The sequence below is a fragment of the Buttiauxella warmboldiae genome (genome assembly GCF_003818135.1).
Taxonomy (GTDB): domain Bacteria; phylum Pseudomonadota; class Gammaproteobacteria; order Enterobacterales; family Enterobacteriaceae; genus Buttiauxella; species Buttiauxella warmboldiae.
In genome coordinates, this window is record NZ_RPOH01000063.1 from 1 (window position 1) to 15,639 (window position 15,639).

The 15,639-nt window shown below is 56.7% G+C and carries 14 protein-coding genes; 8 read left to right on the forward strand and 6 right to left on the reverse strand.

Annotated features, from left to right (window positions below; translation table 11 throughout):
- The first annotated feature begins 398 nt into the window (after positions 1 to 398).
- From hflK to EHN07_RS14550, 4 genes are read left to right on the forward strand one after another with little or no spacing between them, the layout of a single operon-like run.
- Complete coding sequence (gene hflK, locus EHN07_RS14535; RefSeq protein ID WP_244202409.1) at positions 399 to 2,279, forward strand: protease modulator HflK; 1,881 nt, start codon at positions 399 to 401, stop codon at positions 2,277 to 2,279.
- Positions 2,276 to 3,256 (forward strand): protease modulator HflC, encoded by a 981-nt coding sequence (gene hflC, locus EHN07_RS14540; protein ID WP_124024813.1) that lies wholly within the window; start codon positions 2,276 to 2,278, stop codon positions 3,254 to 3,256. Before hflK ends, hflC begins: the two co-directional genes overlap by 4 nt.
- Positions 3,249 to 4,301, forward strand: a complete 1,053-nt coding sequence (locus tag EHN07_RS14545) for an SPFH domain-containing protein (protein ID WP_124024814.1) — start codon at positions 3,249 to 3,251, stop codon at positions 4,299 to 4,301. Before hflC ends, EHN07_RS14545 begins: the two co-directional genes overlap by 8 nt.
- A complete protein-coding gene (locus tag EHN07_RS14550; protein ID WP_124024815.1) occupies positions 4,298 to 6,193 on the forward strand; it encodes a heavy metal translocating P-type ATPase in 1,896 nt (631 codons plus the stop codon). Before EHN07_RS14545 ends, EHN07_RS14550 begins: the two co-directional genes overlap by 4 nt.
- Before the next feature lie 48 nt (positions 6,194 to 6,241).
- Here EHN07_RS14550 and yjdN read toward each other — a convergent pair whose 3' ends face one another.
- The 5 genes from yjdN to soxR all read right to left on the reverse strand — a co-directional run bounded on the left by yjdN (position 6,242) and on the right by soxR (position 11,808).
- Complete coding sequence (gene yjdN, locus EHN07_RS14555) at positions 6,242 to 6,682, reverse strand: VOC family metalloprotein YjdN (protein ID WP_124024816.1); 441 nt, start codon at positions 6,680 to 6,682, stop codon at positions 6,242 to 6,244.
- Positions 6,683 to 6,857: 175 nt separating this feature from the next.
- Positions 6,858 to 8,504, reverse strand: a complete 1,647-nt coding sequence (locus tag EHN07_RS14560; RefSeq protein WP_124024817.1) for a Na+/H+ antiporter — start codon at positions 8,502 to 8,504, stop codon at positions 6,858 to 6,860.
- A 198-nt stretch (positions 8,505 to 8,702) separates the two neighbouring features.
- On the reverse strand, positions 8,703 to 10,052 hold the full coding sequence (locus EHN07_RS14565) for an NCS2 family permease (protein ID WP_124024818.1): 1,350 nt from the start codon (positions 10,050 to 10,052) through the stop codon (positions 8,703 to 8,705).
- 364 nt (positions 10,053 to 10,416) lie between these two features.
- The gene (locus tag EHN07_RS14570) at positions 10,417 to 11,079 is read right to left on the reverse strand and encodes a glutathione S-transferase family protein (RefSeq protein ID WP_124024819.1); all 663 of its coding nucleotides are present in this window, start codon (positions 11,077 to 11,079) and stop codon (positions 10,417 to 10,419) included.
- Between the two features lie 270 nt (positions 11,080 to 11,349).
- Positions 11,350 to 11,808 carry a redox-sensitive transcriptional activator SoxR gene (gene soxR / locus EHN07_RS14575; RefSeq protein WP_124024820.1) on the reverse strand — a complete coding sequence of 153 codons (459 nt, stop codon included), beginning with the start codon at positions 11,806 to 11,808 and terminating at the stop codon, positions 11,350 to 11,352.
- Positions 11,809 to 11,894: 86 nt separating this feature from the next.
- Here soxR and soxS point away from each other — a divergent pair, with 86 nt between their 5' ends.
- On the forward strand, positions 11,895 to 12,218 hold the full coding sequence (gene soxS / locus EHN07_RS14580; protein ID WP_124024821.1) for a superoxide response transcriptional regulator SoxS: 324 nt from the start codon (positions 11,895 to 11,897) through the stop codon (positions 12,216 to 12,218).
- 74 nt (positions 12,219 to 12,292) lie between these two features.
- Here the strand turns inward: soxS and EHN07_RS14585 are convergent, their stop codons facing one another.
- Positions 12,293 to 12,628: a zinc ribbon domain-containing protein YjdM gene (locus EHN07_RS14585; protein WP_124024822.1), complete on the reverse strand. Its 336-nt coding sequence runs from the start codon at positions 12,626 to 12,628 to the stop codon at positions 12,293 to 12,295.
- A 332-nt stretch (positions 12,629 to 12,960) separates the two neighbouring features.
- On the opposite strand from EHN07_RS14585, the gene phnC reads away from it, so the two are divergent.
- The 3 genes from phnC to phnE all read left to right on the forward strand — a co-directional run bounded on the left by phnC (position 12,961) and on the right by phnE (position 15,638).
- Positions 12,961 to 13,743: a phosphonate ABC transporter ATP-binding protein gene (gene phnC / locus EHN07_RS14590; protein ID WP_124024823.1), complete on the forward strand. Its 783-nt coding sequence runs from the start codon at positions 12,961 to 12,963 to the stop codon at positions 13,741 to 13,743.
- Between the two features lie 30 nt (positions 13,744 to 13,773).
- Entirely contained in the window at positions 13,774 to 14,790 is a 1,017-nt protein-coding gene (gene phnD, locus EHN07_RS14595) for a phosphonate ABC transporter substrate-binding protein (protein WP_124024824.1), read from the forward strand.
- Between the two features lie 65 nt (positions 14,791 to 14,855).
- Positions 14,856 to 15,638, forward strand: a complete 783-nt coding sequence (phnE, locus tag EHN07_RS14600; RefSeq protein WP_124024825.1) for a phosphonate ABC transporter, permease protein PhnE — start codon at positions 14,856 to 14,858, stop codon at positions 15,636 to 15,638.
- Position 15,639 lies beyond the last annotated feature (1 nt).

Below are 15,639 nucleotides of genomic sequence, written 5' to 3' on the forward strand. Positions count from 1 at the left end.
ACAACGCAGGAAAAAGCGTGGTTTTTCCTACATTGTGGCGATCGACCGAAAATCAACAAATTGATTTTGCTTGTTTTTTGGATGGTCTCAGTTCGTTTGGCGAAACTCATGGGATTTGTCATCAGCCTGAAAGTTAATCCCTTTTACTCCAGCGGGTGGCCGTTCTGGCTATCCGCCCATCTGCTGTTTATCACAAACTGTACAAACGGTTACCCGCGCTGCGTTTACGGATAAATCACGCCTGTGATATGTTATACGATAACAATTAATCCTGGTGACGCCGAATCCGGGCGCCTGAAAGTAATGATGCCATGCAGCCCTCCCAATATTCTCAACCGGCAGATCCCTCGCCGTTAACCTCTCAGGCTTGTTACGCTTTAGCGCCCGCGCAGGCCATATTGGCTGCAAGAGTCGTTTTCGGGTTAAGCGCTGCGATATTTTTGCTGATTGTGACGGCGCTGCTGACAGGCATTTTCGAGCCATCATCACGCTGGATACCTTTATTAAGCGCTAACGCTGCCGTACTCACGTTGCTCGCCGTCTCCTTCTATAATGCGCAGCGCATTTGCCAGTGGCGTGCCGGGAAGTTTGCGCCATCGATAGAGCCCGAGGCCGTGCTCACGGAGGTTGAACCATCCGCCACGGTTTATCAGCGTCTCGGGGCCCTGATGCCCGTCAACCTTAGCCGTATCAATGATTTTCTAAAAAGTGACGGCGTCTGGCTGGCCTCTATGGCGGCACTGGTGCTGTTTGTCGCCCTGAAGGGGTGGGGAAATCAGTTCCTCGCGCTGGATGAGGGAAGCCTGCGCTGGGTAGCGATAGCTATGATTGCGGCGGCGATGTTTGCTGCGCTGGTGGCGGAGCGCCATCTGGCCGTTACGGTGAACGAGGCGTGGCCAGAAGCCTGCGCGATAGCGCCGATCCTGCGGCTGGTTCTCGCGGTACAGTTCCTCTCTTTACCCGCGCTGATTTTCCCAACGGCGAACATCTCATTATTAATCAACCTGCCCGCCATACTTGTGGTGCCGGTGGCGATTGAGTTTTTGCTGCGCGGGCTGTTTTCCCTGTTTACGCCGCCGCAGGCGGAAGAGATCGAGCCGGCGTTTCTTGCTAAAAGCCAGCTCGCGACCCAGCTTGTCTGGCCGCCCCGGCCGCTGCTGCTGTTACAGCATAATCTGCACCGTCATTTTGGCATTGATTTGCGCCAGCTGTGGGCCTTTACGGTACTGCGGCGGGCATGCTTGCCGGTGCTGTCGTTGATGCTGCTGTGCGGCTGGCTGTTAACCGGAATGCAGCAGGTTTCCCCAACCCAGCGCGGCATTTATGAACGCTTTGGCAACCCCGTCGCCGTGCTGCCGCCGGGCCTGCATTACGGGCTGCCGTGGCCTTTTGGCCAGATGATGCTGACGGAAAATGGCCAGGTACATGAGTTAGCTGCCGGTGAGGAAGCCAGCGTTGGCGCTGAACCGCTGGCGAGCGCTGAAGGAGAGGCACCGCCGAACGCTGACCGCCTGTGGGATGCGATGCACAGCTTTGATAAAGCGCAGATGATTGCCGGTCAAAGCGGTAATCAGCAGAGCCTGCAAATCATTAATAGCGATGTGCGTTTTATGTGGCGTATTGGCTTAACCGATAACGCTGCGCTGGCCGCGGTTTATCACAGCATTAATCTGCCTGAGCTGATCCGCAGCACCGCCAATCAGGTGCTGGTGCACCAGTTTTCCTCCATGACGCTCGAACAGCTGCTGGGCGAGCAGCGTCATGACTTAGCCCGGCAGATTAAGCAGGCGGTGCAGCAAAAGCTCGATGGGCTGCACAGCGGCGTGGAGCTGCTTGCTACCGTGGTGGAAGCCATTCACCCACCGGCAGGCGCGGCGAACGCCTTCCACGGCGTACAGGCGGCGCAAATTTCCGCTCAGGCCCTGATATCGCGCGAACGTGGGCACGCTGCCGAACTGGCTGCCAGCGCGCAAACCAGCGCCAGCACGCGCCAGAATCAGGCTAAGATCAACGCCACCGATGTGACCAGTAAAGCGCAGTCAACGGCGCGGCGTTTTGCCGCGCAGAAACAGGCGGTGGCGCAATCCGGCCAGGTATTTGTCGACGAATTATGGTTTAGCCAGCTGCGCCAGACGTTAGGCAAAAGCCCGCTATTAATTATCGACCACCGCATTGGCGCCACCGCGCAGCCGACTATCGACCTGCGCGAGTTCCCTTCGTTAAGCCAGGCCGCAGGTAGCGATGCCCCGTCCAAACCGACACAGGAGCCCTCCCGTTGAGCCATTCACACTCCCATGGTTGCAGCAGTGGTTGCCATCACCCTGATTCTGACGCTCCGGCCACAAAAGTCTGGAAGCGCCTTGCCGCTGCCGGTTTGCTGCTGGTTATTCTCGCCGCTGCCGCAAGCCTGGTGCAGGTGCGATCCGGCGAATCACTGATTATCACCCGTTTTGGTAATCCGGTGCGCGTGCTGCTAAACCCAGGCCTTGCCTGGCGAATACCCGCACCGTTTGAAATGTCGACCGCCGTCGATTTGCGCCTGCGTACTACCTCGAGCGGCTTGCAGGATGTGGGCACGCGTGACGGGCTGCGGATAATTGTACAGTCTTATGCGGTCTGGCAGGTGGATAACACGTCGGAGCATGTGCAGCGCTTTATGCGTGCGGTGCAAAACCAGCCCGATGAAGCGGCGCGGCAAATTCGCGCTTATTTAGGTTCGGCGCTGGAAACGACCGCCAGCGGGTTTACCCTCTCACAACTGGTCAATACCGACAGCAAGCAGGTGCAGCTCAACCAGTTTGAAGCCCATTTGCAGGCGCAAATCAGCCAGCCGCTGCTGGAAAGCTACGGTATTCGCCTGGTGCAGGTAGGAACCGAACGTCTGACGCTCCCGGCGGTGACACTCAACGCCACGGTAGACCGGATGCGCGCCGAGCGTGAAACCATTGCCACTGAACGCACCGCTGAAGGCAAACGTGCCGCCGCAGAGATTCGCTCGGCGGCAGAGCGCGATGCGCGTATTGTGGAAGCCCAGGCGCAGGTACAGGCCGCCGATATTGAAGCGCAATCCCAGGCGCAGGCGGCGGAAATTTATGGCAAGGCATACGCCAGCTCGCCTCAGCTTTACAGCCTGTTGCGCCAGCTTGATGCGCTTAGCGGCGTGGTGAATGCCAGCACTCGCCTGGTGTTACGCACCGATGCCGCGCCGTTCCGTTTGCTGGTAGAAGGGCCGACGCTGGACAAAACGCATGAGTGAGCAGCAAACAACGCAGTCCGCAGGCCCGTGGACGCAGTCGATACGCCTGGCTTTTTACGCGCTGTATGCGCTGACGCTGCTGGCGGCGGCAGGTTGGCTGTTTTCAAATATCCGCCAGATCCCTGCTGACAGTCGCGCCGTGGTGCTCCATTTTGGTGCCCAGCAGCGCGTTACCGAAGCGGGGCTATTGCTGGCCTGGCCTGCGCCGGTTGATGATGTGGTGATGGTGCCCGCACCCGACCGCGTGATTGAACATCATGTGACAGCGCTGTTGCGCTCGGCCGACGCGCTGCATGCGGATATGCGCGACGATGACAGCAGCGATGCGCTGGCGGGGTCCGGCTACCTGCTGACGGGTGATGCTGGCGTGGTGCAGCTGGATATCAGCGTGTTTTACCGCGTGGTGGCGCCAATGGCGTATGTGTTGCAGGGTGAACATGTGATACCGTCACTCGACCGGCTGGTGGAACGTGCCGCCGTTGCGGTTTGCGCCGCACGCGATCTGGATACCATTCTGGTTGCGCGCCCTGAAATGGTCAGCGGCGATTTAAATGTCGCCCAGCAGCGTGAGCGCCTGCGTGCTGATGTGCAGCACAACGTGGCGCAGAATCTGCAACGCCTCGCGCAATCGGGCAGTGGTTTGGGGATCGCGCTTGAGCGGGTGACCGTGCAGTCAACGCTGCCATCCACTACCGTCACCGCCTTCAACGCCGTGTTAACCGCCAGCCAGAAAGCCTCGCAGGCCATTGCGACGGCGAATACCGACGCCTCATTAATACGCCAGAAAGCCACCCAGCTTGCCGACCAGATTCGCCAGACCGCACAGGCGCAGGCGCGTGAAAGGGTGGCAAAAGCGCAGTCCGATACCGCGATGGTGGCTCGTCTGGCAAACAGCCATCACGACCCTGACCTGCTGGCCCGTATTTATCGGGAACGCATTGCCGCAATTCTGGCGCAGGCGGGATCCGTGATTACCGTTTCTCCAAAAGATGATGCGAACTTGATCCTGCAAGCTGCCGGACAAAAGGAATCCCCTAAACCATGAGCACGCATACAGTTAACCCCGGCGGCGCGCTGAGCCCGCAGGAGCAGCGGCAGATTACTCGCCGGCTGATACTGGCGCTGGTCGCAAGCGGCACCTTAGTTCTTGGCTTGCTCTGGCGCTGGCTGGCGCCGGAACAGGTCGCCGTTGCCGATATTCTGCTGGGCAGCGCCTCGCTGATGGTTGCTATTCCGGTGTTGCGCCACGCGTTATACAGCCTGCGCTACCCAAGCCTGCACGGGATCGCCGATCGGCTGATTGCTCTGGCTCTGCTGGGGGCATGGGCGACGGGCGATCTGCTGACCGCCGCGTTGCTGCCGCTGATCATGATCGTCGGTCATATTCTTGAAGAGCGTAGCGTGATTGGCTCGCAGGAGGCAATTGAAGCGCTGGGTAAACTCACCCGCAGCCGGGCACGGCGTTTTGACGCTGAGGGTAACCTGCATGATATCGACAATCACGAACTGGTCGCTGGCGATATCGTTGAAGTACGGGCTGGCGACCGGCTACCTGCCGACGGGCGCGTGCTTGAAGGACAGGCGAGTCTCGACACTGCACCCATTACTGGCGAATCCGTGCCGCTGGAAGTCAAAGCGGGTATGAACGTTTATGGCGGGGCGATTAATCTCGATGGGCGCCTGCGTATTGAAGTCACCCATACCGGTGAAACCTCGACCCTTGGGCGCGTGGTGGCGTTAATGCAAAGCGCCGAGCAGGCCAGTCCCCCGATTACCCGTTTGCTTGAGCGCTATGCGGGGCGTTATCTGCTGCTGGTGTTACTGATTGCCGCCAGCACCTGGTTTTTAACGCAAAATGGCCAGGCTATGTTAGCGGTGCTGGTTGCCGCCTGTCCTTGTGCGCTGGTGCTCTCCGCGCCTGCCACCTCTATCGCCGGGTTAACCGTTGCCGCACGTCATGGCATTTTGATCCGCGGTGCGGCTTTCCTTGAAGAGTTAGCCGAACTTAACGCGGTGATTATTGATAAAACCGGCACGCTTACCCACGGCAAACTGCAGCTTTATGAGCTTCAGTCTGAAGCGGGGGAATCTCCTGAAGCGCTGTCGGCTCTGGCGGCAAGTCTCGGTTCTACCAGTAACCATCCCGTCAGCTGCGCGCTGGCGACTATCGCCCCGCAAAGCGCGTGGCCGCAGCTTGAAAACGTGCATGAACACCAGGGGCTGGGCGTTTCCGCCACTACCCGCGCGGGTGAGGCGTTCCTTGGGCGCTATGAGCTTCTCAAAGCGCAGGTCGCTGATTTACCGGACGAGCCGCCGCATGACGGCCCGATAGTGGGGCTGGCGCTGGCGGGGCGCTTCCGTGGCTGGATTTTGCTGGCCGATAGCCTGCGTAGCGAAGCGGCAAGCGTGATGGCTGAGCTACGCGATCTCGGGCTTAAGCAGCAGCTTTTACTGACCGGTGACCGCGATGCGGTGGCGCAACGTATCGCGAAAAACGTCGGCATCCATGATGTTATCGCCGGGGCGCTGCCTGCCGACAAGCTGCATCAGGTCAGCGTGCAGATCGACAATGGCTTCCGGCCAATGGTGGTGGGCGATGGTATCAACGATTCGTTAGCGCTCAAAGCGGGCGTGGTGGGGGTGGCAATGGGCGCAGGCGGCTCGGATATCGCCATGGCATCGGCCGATATCGTATTAATCGGCGGGGACTTGCGCCGCCTGGGAACCTGCGTGCGTTTAAGCCGCCTCTGCCGCCGCACCCTCCAGGTGAACGTGATGATTGGCCTCGGCTGGACGCTGGTGATGGTTGCCGCCGCAGCTTTTGGCTGGCTCGGGGCATCGGGTGCGGTGATTGCCGCGCTATTGCATAACATGAGCACCCTGCTGGTGTTAGGCAATGCCGGACGCCTGTTACGCTTTGAGGAAAAGCTCAGTTGACGTTAGCTACCGCCGGGGTGAATCAGACGGTAGCCGCCCGGCAGCGGTTTACATCGGTTTTTCGACATTCACCATCCACGGAATGCCGTATTTATCGGTCAGCATGCCAAATCCCTGCGCCCAGAAGGTTTCCCCCCAGGGCATGGTGACATCGCCACCGGCCGCCAGGTTATCAAACCAGCGTTTGCCTTCGGCCACATCTTTGCTGGAAAGACTGAGCGAATAGCCCGTGTGTTTCACTTTATCGGCGCACATATTGCCGTCGCTCATCATCACTTCGCTATCGCCAATGCGCACATTGGCGTGCATGATCTTATCGTCAGACCAGTTAAATCCACTGCCGCAACCTTCAGGTGCGCTGTTGGCTTCCTCTTTTGGCATTTCGCCAAACGTCATTTTAAACAGCAGTTCGGCACCAATAGCCTGTTTATAAAAAGCGATGGCTTCTTCGCAGGTGCCGTCAAAAAAGATGTAGGGGCTTACAGACATAGCTGATTCCTCCGGGAGAGTGTAGAAGAAGTGTAGCTGTGGGGAGTGGGGTAAGCCAGGCGGGGGCTTTTCACTTTTTCCTGAAGTAGCTTCTGTCGCCAGCGCTATCCCTGAGTTGGGCTGAAGAGCTGCGAAATCTCACTCTGGCAGATTGCCAGAGTGAGGGGGAGTTATGCTACTGCTGTTCCACCAACAGCGCTTCGAGCAAATCGAGATCGTGCAGCAGTTTCATCAGCGTTTCGTTGCTGATTTTCTGCGTGGCGCGCAAGTGATAAAGCTCGGCACGTTCAGAACGTAACGCGGCGAGGCGGAAACGGCGCTCAAGGTTCTCTTCCTGCTCGCTACTTTCCACATCGTTGCGCCCATCGGCACGGCGGCGTAAATTGCCGATCACCCGCGAACTCACCTCTTTTAGCAGCTGGTCGTCGATGTTTTCGTTAACGTCAGAATGCAGGCGTTCCTCCATTTTCTCAATTGCGACAATCGCCACTTCAGCGGTTGCGGCACGGGCGATACGCTCCTCCCGACGCGCCATTGCTTTGTCGGGCACTTCCACGTTACGCAGCAAAATTGGCAGCATAATCACGCCCACAAACAGCGAGAACAGAATCACGCCCGCCGATAAAAAGATAAGCTCGTAACGGGCCGGGAACGGCGTTCCATCACCTAATAGCAGGGGAATGGAGAGCACGCCGGCAAGGGTAATCGCCCCGCGCACGCCCGCGAAGGAAGCAATGCACAGCTCGCGCGTTGAGTAGTTGCCAAACTCCAGCGGGCGCTTTTTCATAAAGCGCAGGCTGATGCGTTTCATGGTCCACAGCCACAGGAATCGCACGCCGATAAGGGCAAAATAGATAAGCCCGATATCAAGGAACAGCATCCACAGTTCGACGTTAGGATCGGCGTTGGCCGCCGCGATGGAAGTGGTCAGAATGCCGGGCAATTGCAGCCCTAACAGCAAAAACACCATGCCGTTAAACACAAACTCAAGCATTGCCCACACGCTGTTAGCACGCAGGCGCATCGCCAGCGGCGCGCTGCGCAACACGCCGGAACGGGTGATAGTCATCCCCGCCGCGACCGCCGCCAGAATACCCGAAACGCCAATATGTTCAGCAATCAGATAAGAGGCGAATGGCAGCAGCAGCAGCAGCAGGATTTGCGTGGCGGGCTCATCGCCACTCCAGCGGCTCATCAGGCGTAATGATTTGCCGTACAGCCAGCTAACCGCAATCCCCGCCAGCAGGCCGCCAATGGCCACTTTAAAGAATTCGACAGTCGCACCACCGACGCTAAACACCATGGTGCCAACCGCCACCGCGACCGCCATTTTTAACGATACCAGGCCGGAGGCGTCGTTCATCAACGCTTCGCCCTGCAGGATGCCCATGATCTTCTTTGGAATGCGCCCTTCGCCAACGATGCCGGAAAGCGCCACCGCATCGGTCGGTGAGAGCACCGCCGCCAGCGCAAACGCCGGGATCAGCGGAATGCCCGGCACCAGGAAGTCAATCAGGAAGCCAATGCCCACCACGGTAACCAGCACCAGTACCAGCGCCAGACCAATAATCTCCCGCCCGTGGTTGAGAAACTCATGGGTCGGCGTTTTCCAGCCATCGGCAAACAGCAGCGGTGGAATAAACAGCACCAGAAACAGTTCCGGGTTGAAGTCGACATGCAAACCAAAATGCGGCCAGGCAAGCAGCGCGCCAATGGCAATCTGCATTAACGGCAGGGGGATCTGGAAAGGCAGCATGCGCGTTGCCACGCCAGAAAGCGAAACCACCAGGGTCATGATGAGAATGGTAAAGAAAATTTCCATGCTTTCCTTGAGAACGATGGGGGTGAAACCCTTTTTGCAGGATGTTGTTATACCCAATAGTAAAACAACTTTTTACACCGGAAGGAAACAGGAAAAGAGTGGATGTCGTGCGGTAAAGGAGAGGAGGACGGGCAGGCTTACGGCAGGCGCCAGAAGAGAGGGCGGCCGCTGACGCTAAACCACCCTGCTGCTTAAAGATTAGATAGCCCAGCCGCCCGCATAAAACGCAACCAGCGCGATGGCGATAATCACGGTGCCGAGGTTCAGCTTGCGCCACTCGCCAGAGACGATGCGGCCAATCACCAGCGAGGCAAAACCGATCATGATGCCGGTCACGATGTTGCAGGTCAGCACGATGAATACCGCGGTAATCAGGCCCGCCATGGCATCCACGAAATCAGCGAAGTCGATTTTTGCCACGTTGCTCAGCATCAGCAGGCCCACATACATCAGCGCCGGAGCGGTGGCGTAGGCCGGAACCAGATAAGAGAGCGGGGAAAGGAACAGGATCAGCAGGAACAATACGCCAACGGTGATAGCCGTCAGGCCGGTTTTGCCACCCGCCGCAGTACCTGCCGCCGATTCGATGTAAACCGCGGCCGGTGCTGCACCCACCAGGCCTGAGAACACCGAGCTCAGGGAGTCGGTGGTCAGCGCTTTGCCGCCGTCAATAATTTGGCCGTCTTTATCCAGCAGATTAGCCTGGCCCGCCACGGCGCGGATGGTGCCGGTGGCATCAAAGACCGCGGTCATCACCAGCGCCAGAACGCTTGGCAACACTACCGGGTTCAGCGCGCCCATGATGTCCAGGCTACCAATCAGCGAATGACCCGCTTCATCCTTGAGCGAAGGCATCGCGAAGATGCCGGAGAAATGCACCGCAGGGTCAAAGATCAGGCCGAAGACTGAAATTCCGATGATGGTCAGCAGAATGCCGCCGGGGACTTTCAGTTTTTCCAGACCGATGATCACCGCAAGGCCAATCAGCGACATGATAACCGGGAAGCTGGCAAAGTGGCCGAGCGCAACCGGCAGGCCATCGAGTGGGTTTTTGATCACCAGGCCGACACCGTTTGCCGCAATCAGCAGCAGGAACAAGCCGATACCGATACCGGTGCCGTGCGCAACGCCCATCGGCAAGTTACGCAAAATCCAGCTACGAATGCCGGTTGCGGAGATAATGGTGAACAGCACGCCCATCAGGAACACGGCACCCAACGCGACAGGTACGCTGATGTGCTGGCCAAGCACCAGGCTGAAGGCGGTAAATGCCGTCAGCGAAATAGCACAACCAATGGCCAGCGGCAGGTTCGCCCACAGGCCCATCACCAGAGAACCCACACCGGCAACCAGGCAGGTCGCCACAAAGACCGCGGCAGGTGGGAAGCCTGCTTTACCGAGCATACCCGGTACGACGATCACGGAGTAGACCATTGCGAGGAAGGTGGTTAAACCGGCGACCACTTCCTGGCGAACGGTACTGCCACGTGCAGATATTTTGAACCAGGCGTCGATGCCGCTGGTTGCACGCGGAGAATGATTAGACATAGTGAAAAATCCCCTGAGATTTTTATGATTACGTTGGTATGCGTGGTGGACAATCCACTGCCAGCTAAACGTTTTAAATCGAATTTATCCCTGTGCTGCGTTTATGGCAAAAAGAGCGCCACAAAAAAAGCAAACGTTTAACTCCGCGCACACCAACCGGGCGTCAAAATTAAGGCAAACGATTATCCGGCCTTCTTACCCCGGTTTTCAACCGAACTTTGCCGCTTTTTTGCGAAAAAGGGTTTGCCCGGTCAAATTATCGTCGACCGATGCGCAAACGTTATCGTCGATGCGCAATTTAGCAACAATGCTGCAAGATGCGGGTCACGGTTTCCCCACTCAGAGGATTTTTAAATCGAGGAACTCATGGGATCGCGAAAGGCCCGCCTTGCTCAATGGCGCGCTGCCAGGCTGGTCGCATTTGGATTTGCTGGTGCCAGCGCTGCAAATTTGGCAGATCGTGGAAGCCACCGCGCGACAGTAGGGCGATGACCGGGAAACTCATCTGAATATCTGCGGCGCTAAAGGTCTGCCCGGCAAACCACGGATTTTTTTGCAGTGAATCTTCGAGATAACGCGCATGCGTCGAAATCTGTTTGTTCAGATACGCCTTTTGCACGCCCTGTCCCAACGCATTGCCCACCGGGCGCAGCAGCCAGGGCACCGGCGCTTTCCCAAGGCGACCAAATACCAGTTTCATCATTAGCAATGGCATCAGCGATCCTTCGGCGTAATGCAGCCAAAAGCGATAGCGCAGCTTGTCTTGCGTGCTAATCGGTTTAAGGCGGCTTTCGCTATCGTAAGTTTCTTGCAGATATTCAATGATGGCCCCCGACTCCGCGAGAATATGGCCATTATCTTCCACCACCGGTGACTTCCCTAACGGGTGCACGGCTTTTAATGACTCGGGTGCCAGCATGGTGGATTCGCGCTGGTAGCGCACAATCTGATACGGCAGCTGGAGTTCTTCGAGCAGCCATAAAATACGCTGCGAGCGGGAATGATTGAGGTGATGGACGATAAGCATGAGTTAACCTTCAGTTGAGCAGGATGCGTTAACTATAGGAGGAAACGCTGGACAGAGTGGGGCGTTGCATTGGATAAAAAATGTTCAGCTCCGCCTTGAAACTGGCCCGGGCGGGACTACACTTAAGTTGTCAGCGCAATCCGGAACCTCCTGAGAATGTGTGATTGAGGGACGCTGATGTCGGGGGAAACCCTCCTTGCGAAAAGCGGGATAGATCGAAAGACAAAGACCGGGAATAAACTAAAGCGCCGAAGTCGGGCGCTTTAGTTTTTAGTCGTCCTCAAGAAGACGCGCCCCCGTCCCCTGTTCACCGAGTTTGTCGCCGGGATTGCGCAGCGGGCAGTCGGCACCGGATAAACACCCGCAGCCGATGCAGCCGTCAAGTTCATCACGCAGCGCCGTCAGCGTATTAATGCGCCGGTCAAGCTCCTCGCGCCACTGCGAGGACATCTTTTTCCAGTCGTTTTTATTGATTGTATGCCCGTCCGGCAGCACGCCAAACTCTTCGCCAATGGTCGACAGCGGGATCCCGATTCGCTGGGCAATTTTAATAATGGCGACGTTGCGCAGAACATCACGCGTGTAGCGGCGCTGGTTTCCGCTGTTTCGCCTGCTTTTGATCAGCCCCTTGCTTTCGTAAAAGTGCAAAGCCGAAACGGCCACGCCGCTGCGCTTCGCCACTTCGCCCGGAGTGAGTAACGGTTTAAAGCGCGGTAATTTCTTTTCCATAATGCTCTTTACCTCAAGTTAACTTGAGGAATTATACTCGCAGCCAACAGAACCTGCTAATCAACAACCAGGCTTGAGGATGGTTTATGGCGCATCAGGACATTATTCACACTTTGACCCAATGGATTGACGATCATATCGATCAGCCGCTGAACATTGACGTGGTGGCAAAAAAATCTGGTTATTCAAAATGGTATCTTCAGCGGATGTTCCGTACCGTGAAGCGTCAGACGTTGGGCGAATACATTCGCCAGCGCCGTCTGCTGATGGCGGCAAAAGAGTTGCGCAGCACCCAGCGGCCGATTTTTGATATCGCTATGGATTACGGTTACGTTTCCCAGCAAACTTTTTCACGTGTTTTCCGCCGTGAGTTTGACCGCACGCCAACCGACTACCGTCACCACGCCTGACGTGATGCAGGGGATGGCGGCAAAGCGACAAAGAAGGATAAGCCACGCTTTTCCTTCTTTGTCAGCAAGCCTGGCTAGTTCTTTTTCACAAACTCAGATTTCAGCTTCATCGGGCCAAACCCATCGATTTTGCAATCGATGTTATGGTCGCCTTCAACCAGCCGTATCCCTTTGACTTTGGTACCAATCTTCAACATTGAAGAGCTGCCTTTCACCTTCAAGTCTTTGATAACGGTAACGTTATCGCCATCGGCCAGCAGATTGCCGTTGGCATCCTTCACCACCAGCACATCGATCTGCTGGGCCGGTTCGGCGTTATTCCACTCGTGCGCACACTCCGGGCAGATAAACATGCCGCTGTCTTCGTAGGTGTACTCGGAATTGCACTGCGGGCAATGAGGGAGGGTCATTGTCATATCCTCAAAAATAAGCTGAAAAATAGCGGTTATCCGCCAAAAGTGGCGCAATTATACATTAAAACTTTGAATATGATTGATTCGTCGTCCGGGCGGTATTTCGTCCTGCCAGTCAGTTCGAAAGTTAAGCTCCCCTCATTCCCTGCCTGCACGGGTAGATGGCGGTAAGCAAAGGCAAAAACGAAGCGTGTCGCAATATAACAAGCGTTTGATTAGCCTGCTGTCCTGCCGCAAATCACTCACTCTTCATGATATCGAAATTTATCTTTAACAAAATCGTCACATTTCATCGGCACCATGAGGCAACTTTTTAAGGAGCCTGAGTGATGCAAACCATTATTCGCGTCAACAAACTGAGCAAAACCTTCAACCAGCATCAGGCGTTAAATGCCGTTGATTTAGAAGTCAATGAAGGGGAGATGGTCGCTCTGCTGGGGCCGTCTGGCTCAGGGAAATCTACCCTCTTACGCCATCTGAGCGGCCTGATTACCTCCGACAAATCAGCAGATTGCCACGTTGCATTGCTTGGCCGCACCGTACAACGGGCAGGGCGTCTGGCGAGCGATATCCGCAAGAGCCGCGCGCATACCGGCTACATCTTCCAGCAGTTCAACCTGGTCAATCGCCTGACGGTGCTGGAAAACGTGCTGATTGGCGCACTCGGCACCACGCCGTTCTGGCGCACCTGTTTTAACTGGTTTTCCCGCGAACAAAAGCAGCGTGCGTTGCAGGCGCTGACCCGCGTCGGCATGGCGCAATTTGCCTGGCAACGCGTCTCCACCCTGTCCGGTGGGCAGCAGCAGCGCGTGGCGATTGCCCGTGCGCTGATGCAGCAGGCGAAAGTGATCCTCGCCGATGAGCCGATTGCCTCACTCGACCCGGAATCCGCACGCATCGTGATGGAAACGCTGCACGACATTAACCGCCTGGACGGCATCACCGTGGTGGTGACGCTGCATCAGGTGGATTACGCCCTGCGCTACTGCGAGCGCATTGTCGCACTGCGCCAGGGTCATGTGTTTTACGACGGAAGCCGCTCGGCGTTCGACAGCGAACGGCTGGGAAATCTTTATCGCAGCATTAATCGCGTTGATGCGGTGGCTGCTTAACAACTTTGCTATTTATTTCAAGGAATCGTTATGAGCTACAAAAAAGTTGCCGCCCTCGCTTTTACCGGCCTGTTAAGCGTCAGCACGTTGTTCAGCACGGCCCATGCGGATGAAGCGGAAAAGTCCCTCAACTTCGGCATTATCTCTACTGAATCGCAGCAAAACCTGAAGCCACAGTGGGAACCGTTCCTGAAGGATATGGAGAAGCAGCTGGGCGTGAAGGTGAATGCTTTCTTCGCCCCGGACTACGCCGGGATCATTCAGGGCATGCGTTTTAATAAAGTGGATCTCGCCTGGTACGGCAACCTTTCGGCCATGGAAGCGGTGGATCGCGCCAACGGCCAGGTCTTTGCCCAGACGGTAGCGGCAGACGGCTCACCGGGTTACTGGAGCGTGCTGATCGTTAACAAAGACAGTCCAATCAATAATCTGCAAGAACTGTTGGCAAAACGCAAAGAGCTGACGTTTGGCAACGGCGACCCTAACTCGACTTCCGGCTATCTCGTCCCGGGATACTACGTTTTCGCTAAGAACAGCGTGGCCCCTAATGAATTCAAGCGTACGGTGAACGCCAACCATGAAACTAACGCGCTGGCGGTAGCGAACAAGCAGGTGGATGCCGCGACCAACAACACCGAAAACCTCGAAAAGATCAAAAATTCGGCACCGGACAAGTTCAAAGAGCTGAAGGTTATCTGGAAGTCACCGCTGATCCCCGGCGACCCAATCGTCTGGCGTAAAAACCTCTCCGAAGCCACGAAAGACAAACTCTATGACTTCTTTATGAGCTACGGCAAAACCACGGAAGAGAAAAGCGTGCTGAGCCGCCTGGGCTGGGCGCCGTTCCGTGCCTCAAGCGACCTGCAACTGGTGCCGATTCGCCAGCTCGCGCTGTTTAAACAGATGCAAGGCGTGAAGGACAACAAAGGGTTAGCCGAGCCGGAAAAAACCTCCAAAATCAGCGCGCTGCAAAACCAGCTCAGCGATCTGGACCGCCTGACCGCCGCCCTCTCTGCGATGAGCAGCGTGAATAAAGCGGTTCAGTAAAAACAGCCCTAACCCTCTGCCTCAGGGAGAGGGTTAGGGTGAAAACCCCAAACACGGAGCTCTCAATGCAACAAACCATTCAGGTCGCCGCCCCCAAACGCAGCTGGTTTTCGCTACTCGCCTGGGCGATTTTGTTAGCGGTCCTCGTGGCCTCGTGGCAAGGCGCGGAAATGGCTCCGCTGACCCTGTTCCGCGATGCGGGCAATATGGCGACCTTCGCCGCCGACTTCTTCCCGCCTGATTTCAGCCAGTGGCAGCAATACCTCGGTGAAATGGGCGTTACGCTGCAAATCGCCGTCTGGGGCACCGCGCTGGCCATCGTGCTTTCCATCCCCTGCGGCCTGATGTGCGCCGACAACCTGGTGCCATGGTGGATTTACCAGCCGATGCGCCGTCTGATGGACGCCTGCCGCGCGATTAACGAAATGGTGTTTGCGATGCTATTCGTGGTCGCCGTCGGCCTCGGTCCTTTTGCAGGCGTATTAGCCCTGTTTATTCACACCACCGGCGTGCTCTCCAAGCTGCTTTCTGAAGCGGTGGAAGCCATCGAGCCCGGCCCGGTAGAAGGCATTCGCGCCACGGGTGCTAACAAACTTGAAGAGATTATCTACGGCGTGCTGCCGCAGGTGATGCCACTGCTGATCTCCTACTCGCTGTATCGCTTTGAGTCGAACGTGCGTTCGGCAACGGTGGTGGGCATGGTGGGCGCCGGCGGGATTGGCGTAACGCTGTGGGAAGCGATTCGTGGATTCCAGTTCCAGCAAACCTGCGCCCTGATGATTGTCATCATCATCACCGTCAGCCTGTTGGATTTCCTGTCGCAACGGTTACGTAAGCATTTCATTTAAC

Coding starts and splice junctions, on each gene's coding strand:
- EHN07_RS14545 (WP_124024814.1), top strand. CDS start 3,249: ATGAGTGAGCAGCAAACAACGCAGTCCGCAGGCCCGTGGACGCAGTCG.
- EHN07_RS14550 (WP_124024815.1), top strand. CDS start 4,298: ATGAGCACGCATACAGTTAACCCCGGCGGCGCGCTGAGCCCGCAGGAG.
- yjdN (WP_124024816.1), bottom strand. CDS start 6,682: ATGTCTGTAAGCCCCTACATCTTTTTTGACGGCACCTGCGAAGAAGCC.
- EHN07_RS14560 (WP_124024817.1), bottom strand. CDS start 8,504: ATGGAAATTTTCTTTACCATTCTCATCATGACCCTGGTGGTTTCGCTT.
- EHN07_RS14565 (WP_124024818.1), bottom strand. CDS start 10,052: ATGTCTAATCATTCTCCGCGTGCAACCAGCGGCATCGACGCCTGGTTC.
- EHN07_RS14570 (WP_124024819.1), bottom strand. CDS start 11,079: ATGCTTATCGTCCATCACCTCAATCATTCCCGCTCGCAGCGTATTTTA.
- soxR (WP_124024820.1), bottom strand. CDS start 11,808: ATGGAAAAGAAATTACCGCGCTTTAAACCGTTACTCACTCCGGGCGAA.
- soxS (WP_124024821.1), top strand. CDS start 11,895: ATGGCGCATCAGGACATTATTCACACTTTGACCCAATGGATTGACGAT.
- EHN07_RS14585 (WP_124024822.1), bottom strand. CDS start 12,628: ATGACCCTCCCTCATTGCCCGCAGTGCAATTCCGAGTACACCTACGAA.
- phnC (WP_124024823.1), top strand. CDS start 12,961: ATGCAAACCATTATTCGCGTCAACAAACTGAGCAAAACCTTCAACCAG.
- phnD (WP_124024824.1), top strand. CDS start 13,774: ATGAGCTACAAAAAAGTTGCCGCCCTCGCTTTTACCGGCCTGTTAAGC.
- phnE (WP_124024825.1), top strand. CDS start 14,856: ATGCAACAAACCATTCAGGTCGCCGCCCCCAAACGCAGCTGGTTTTCG.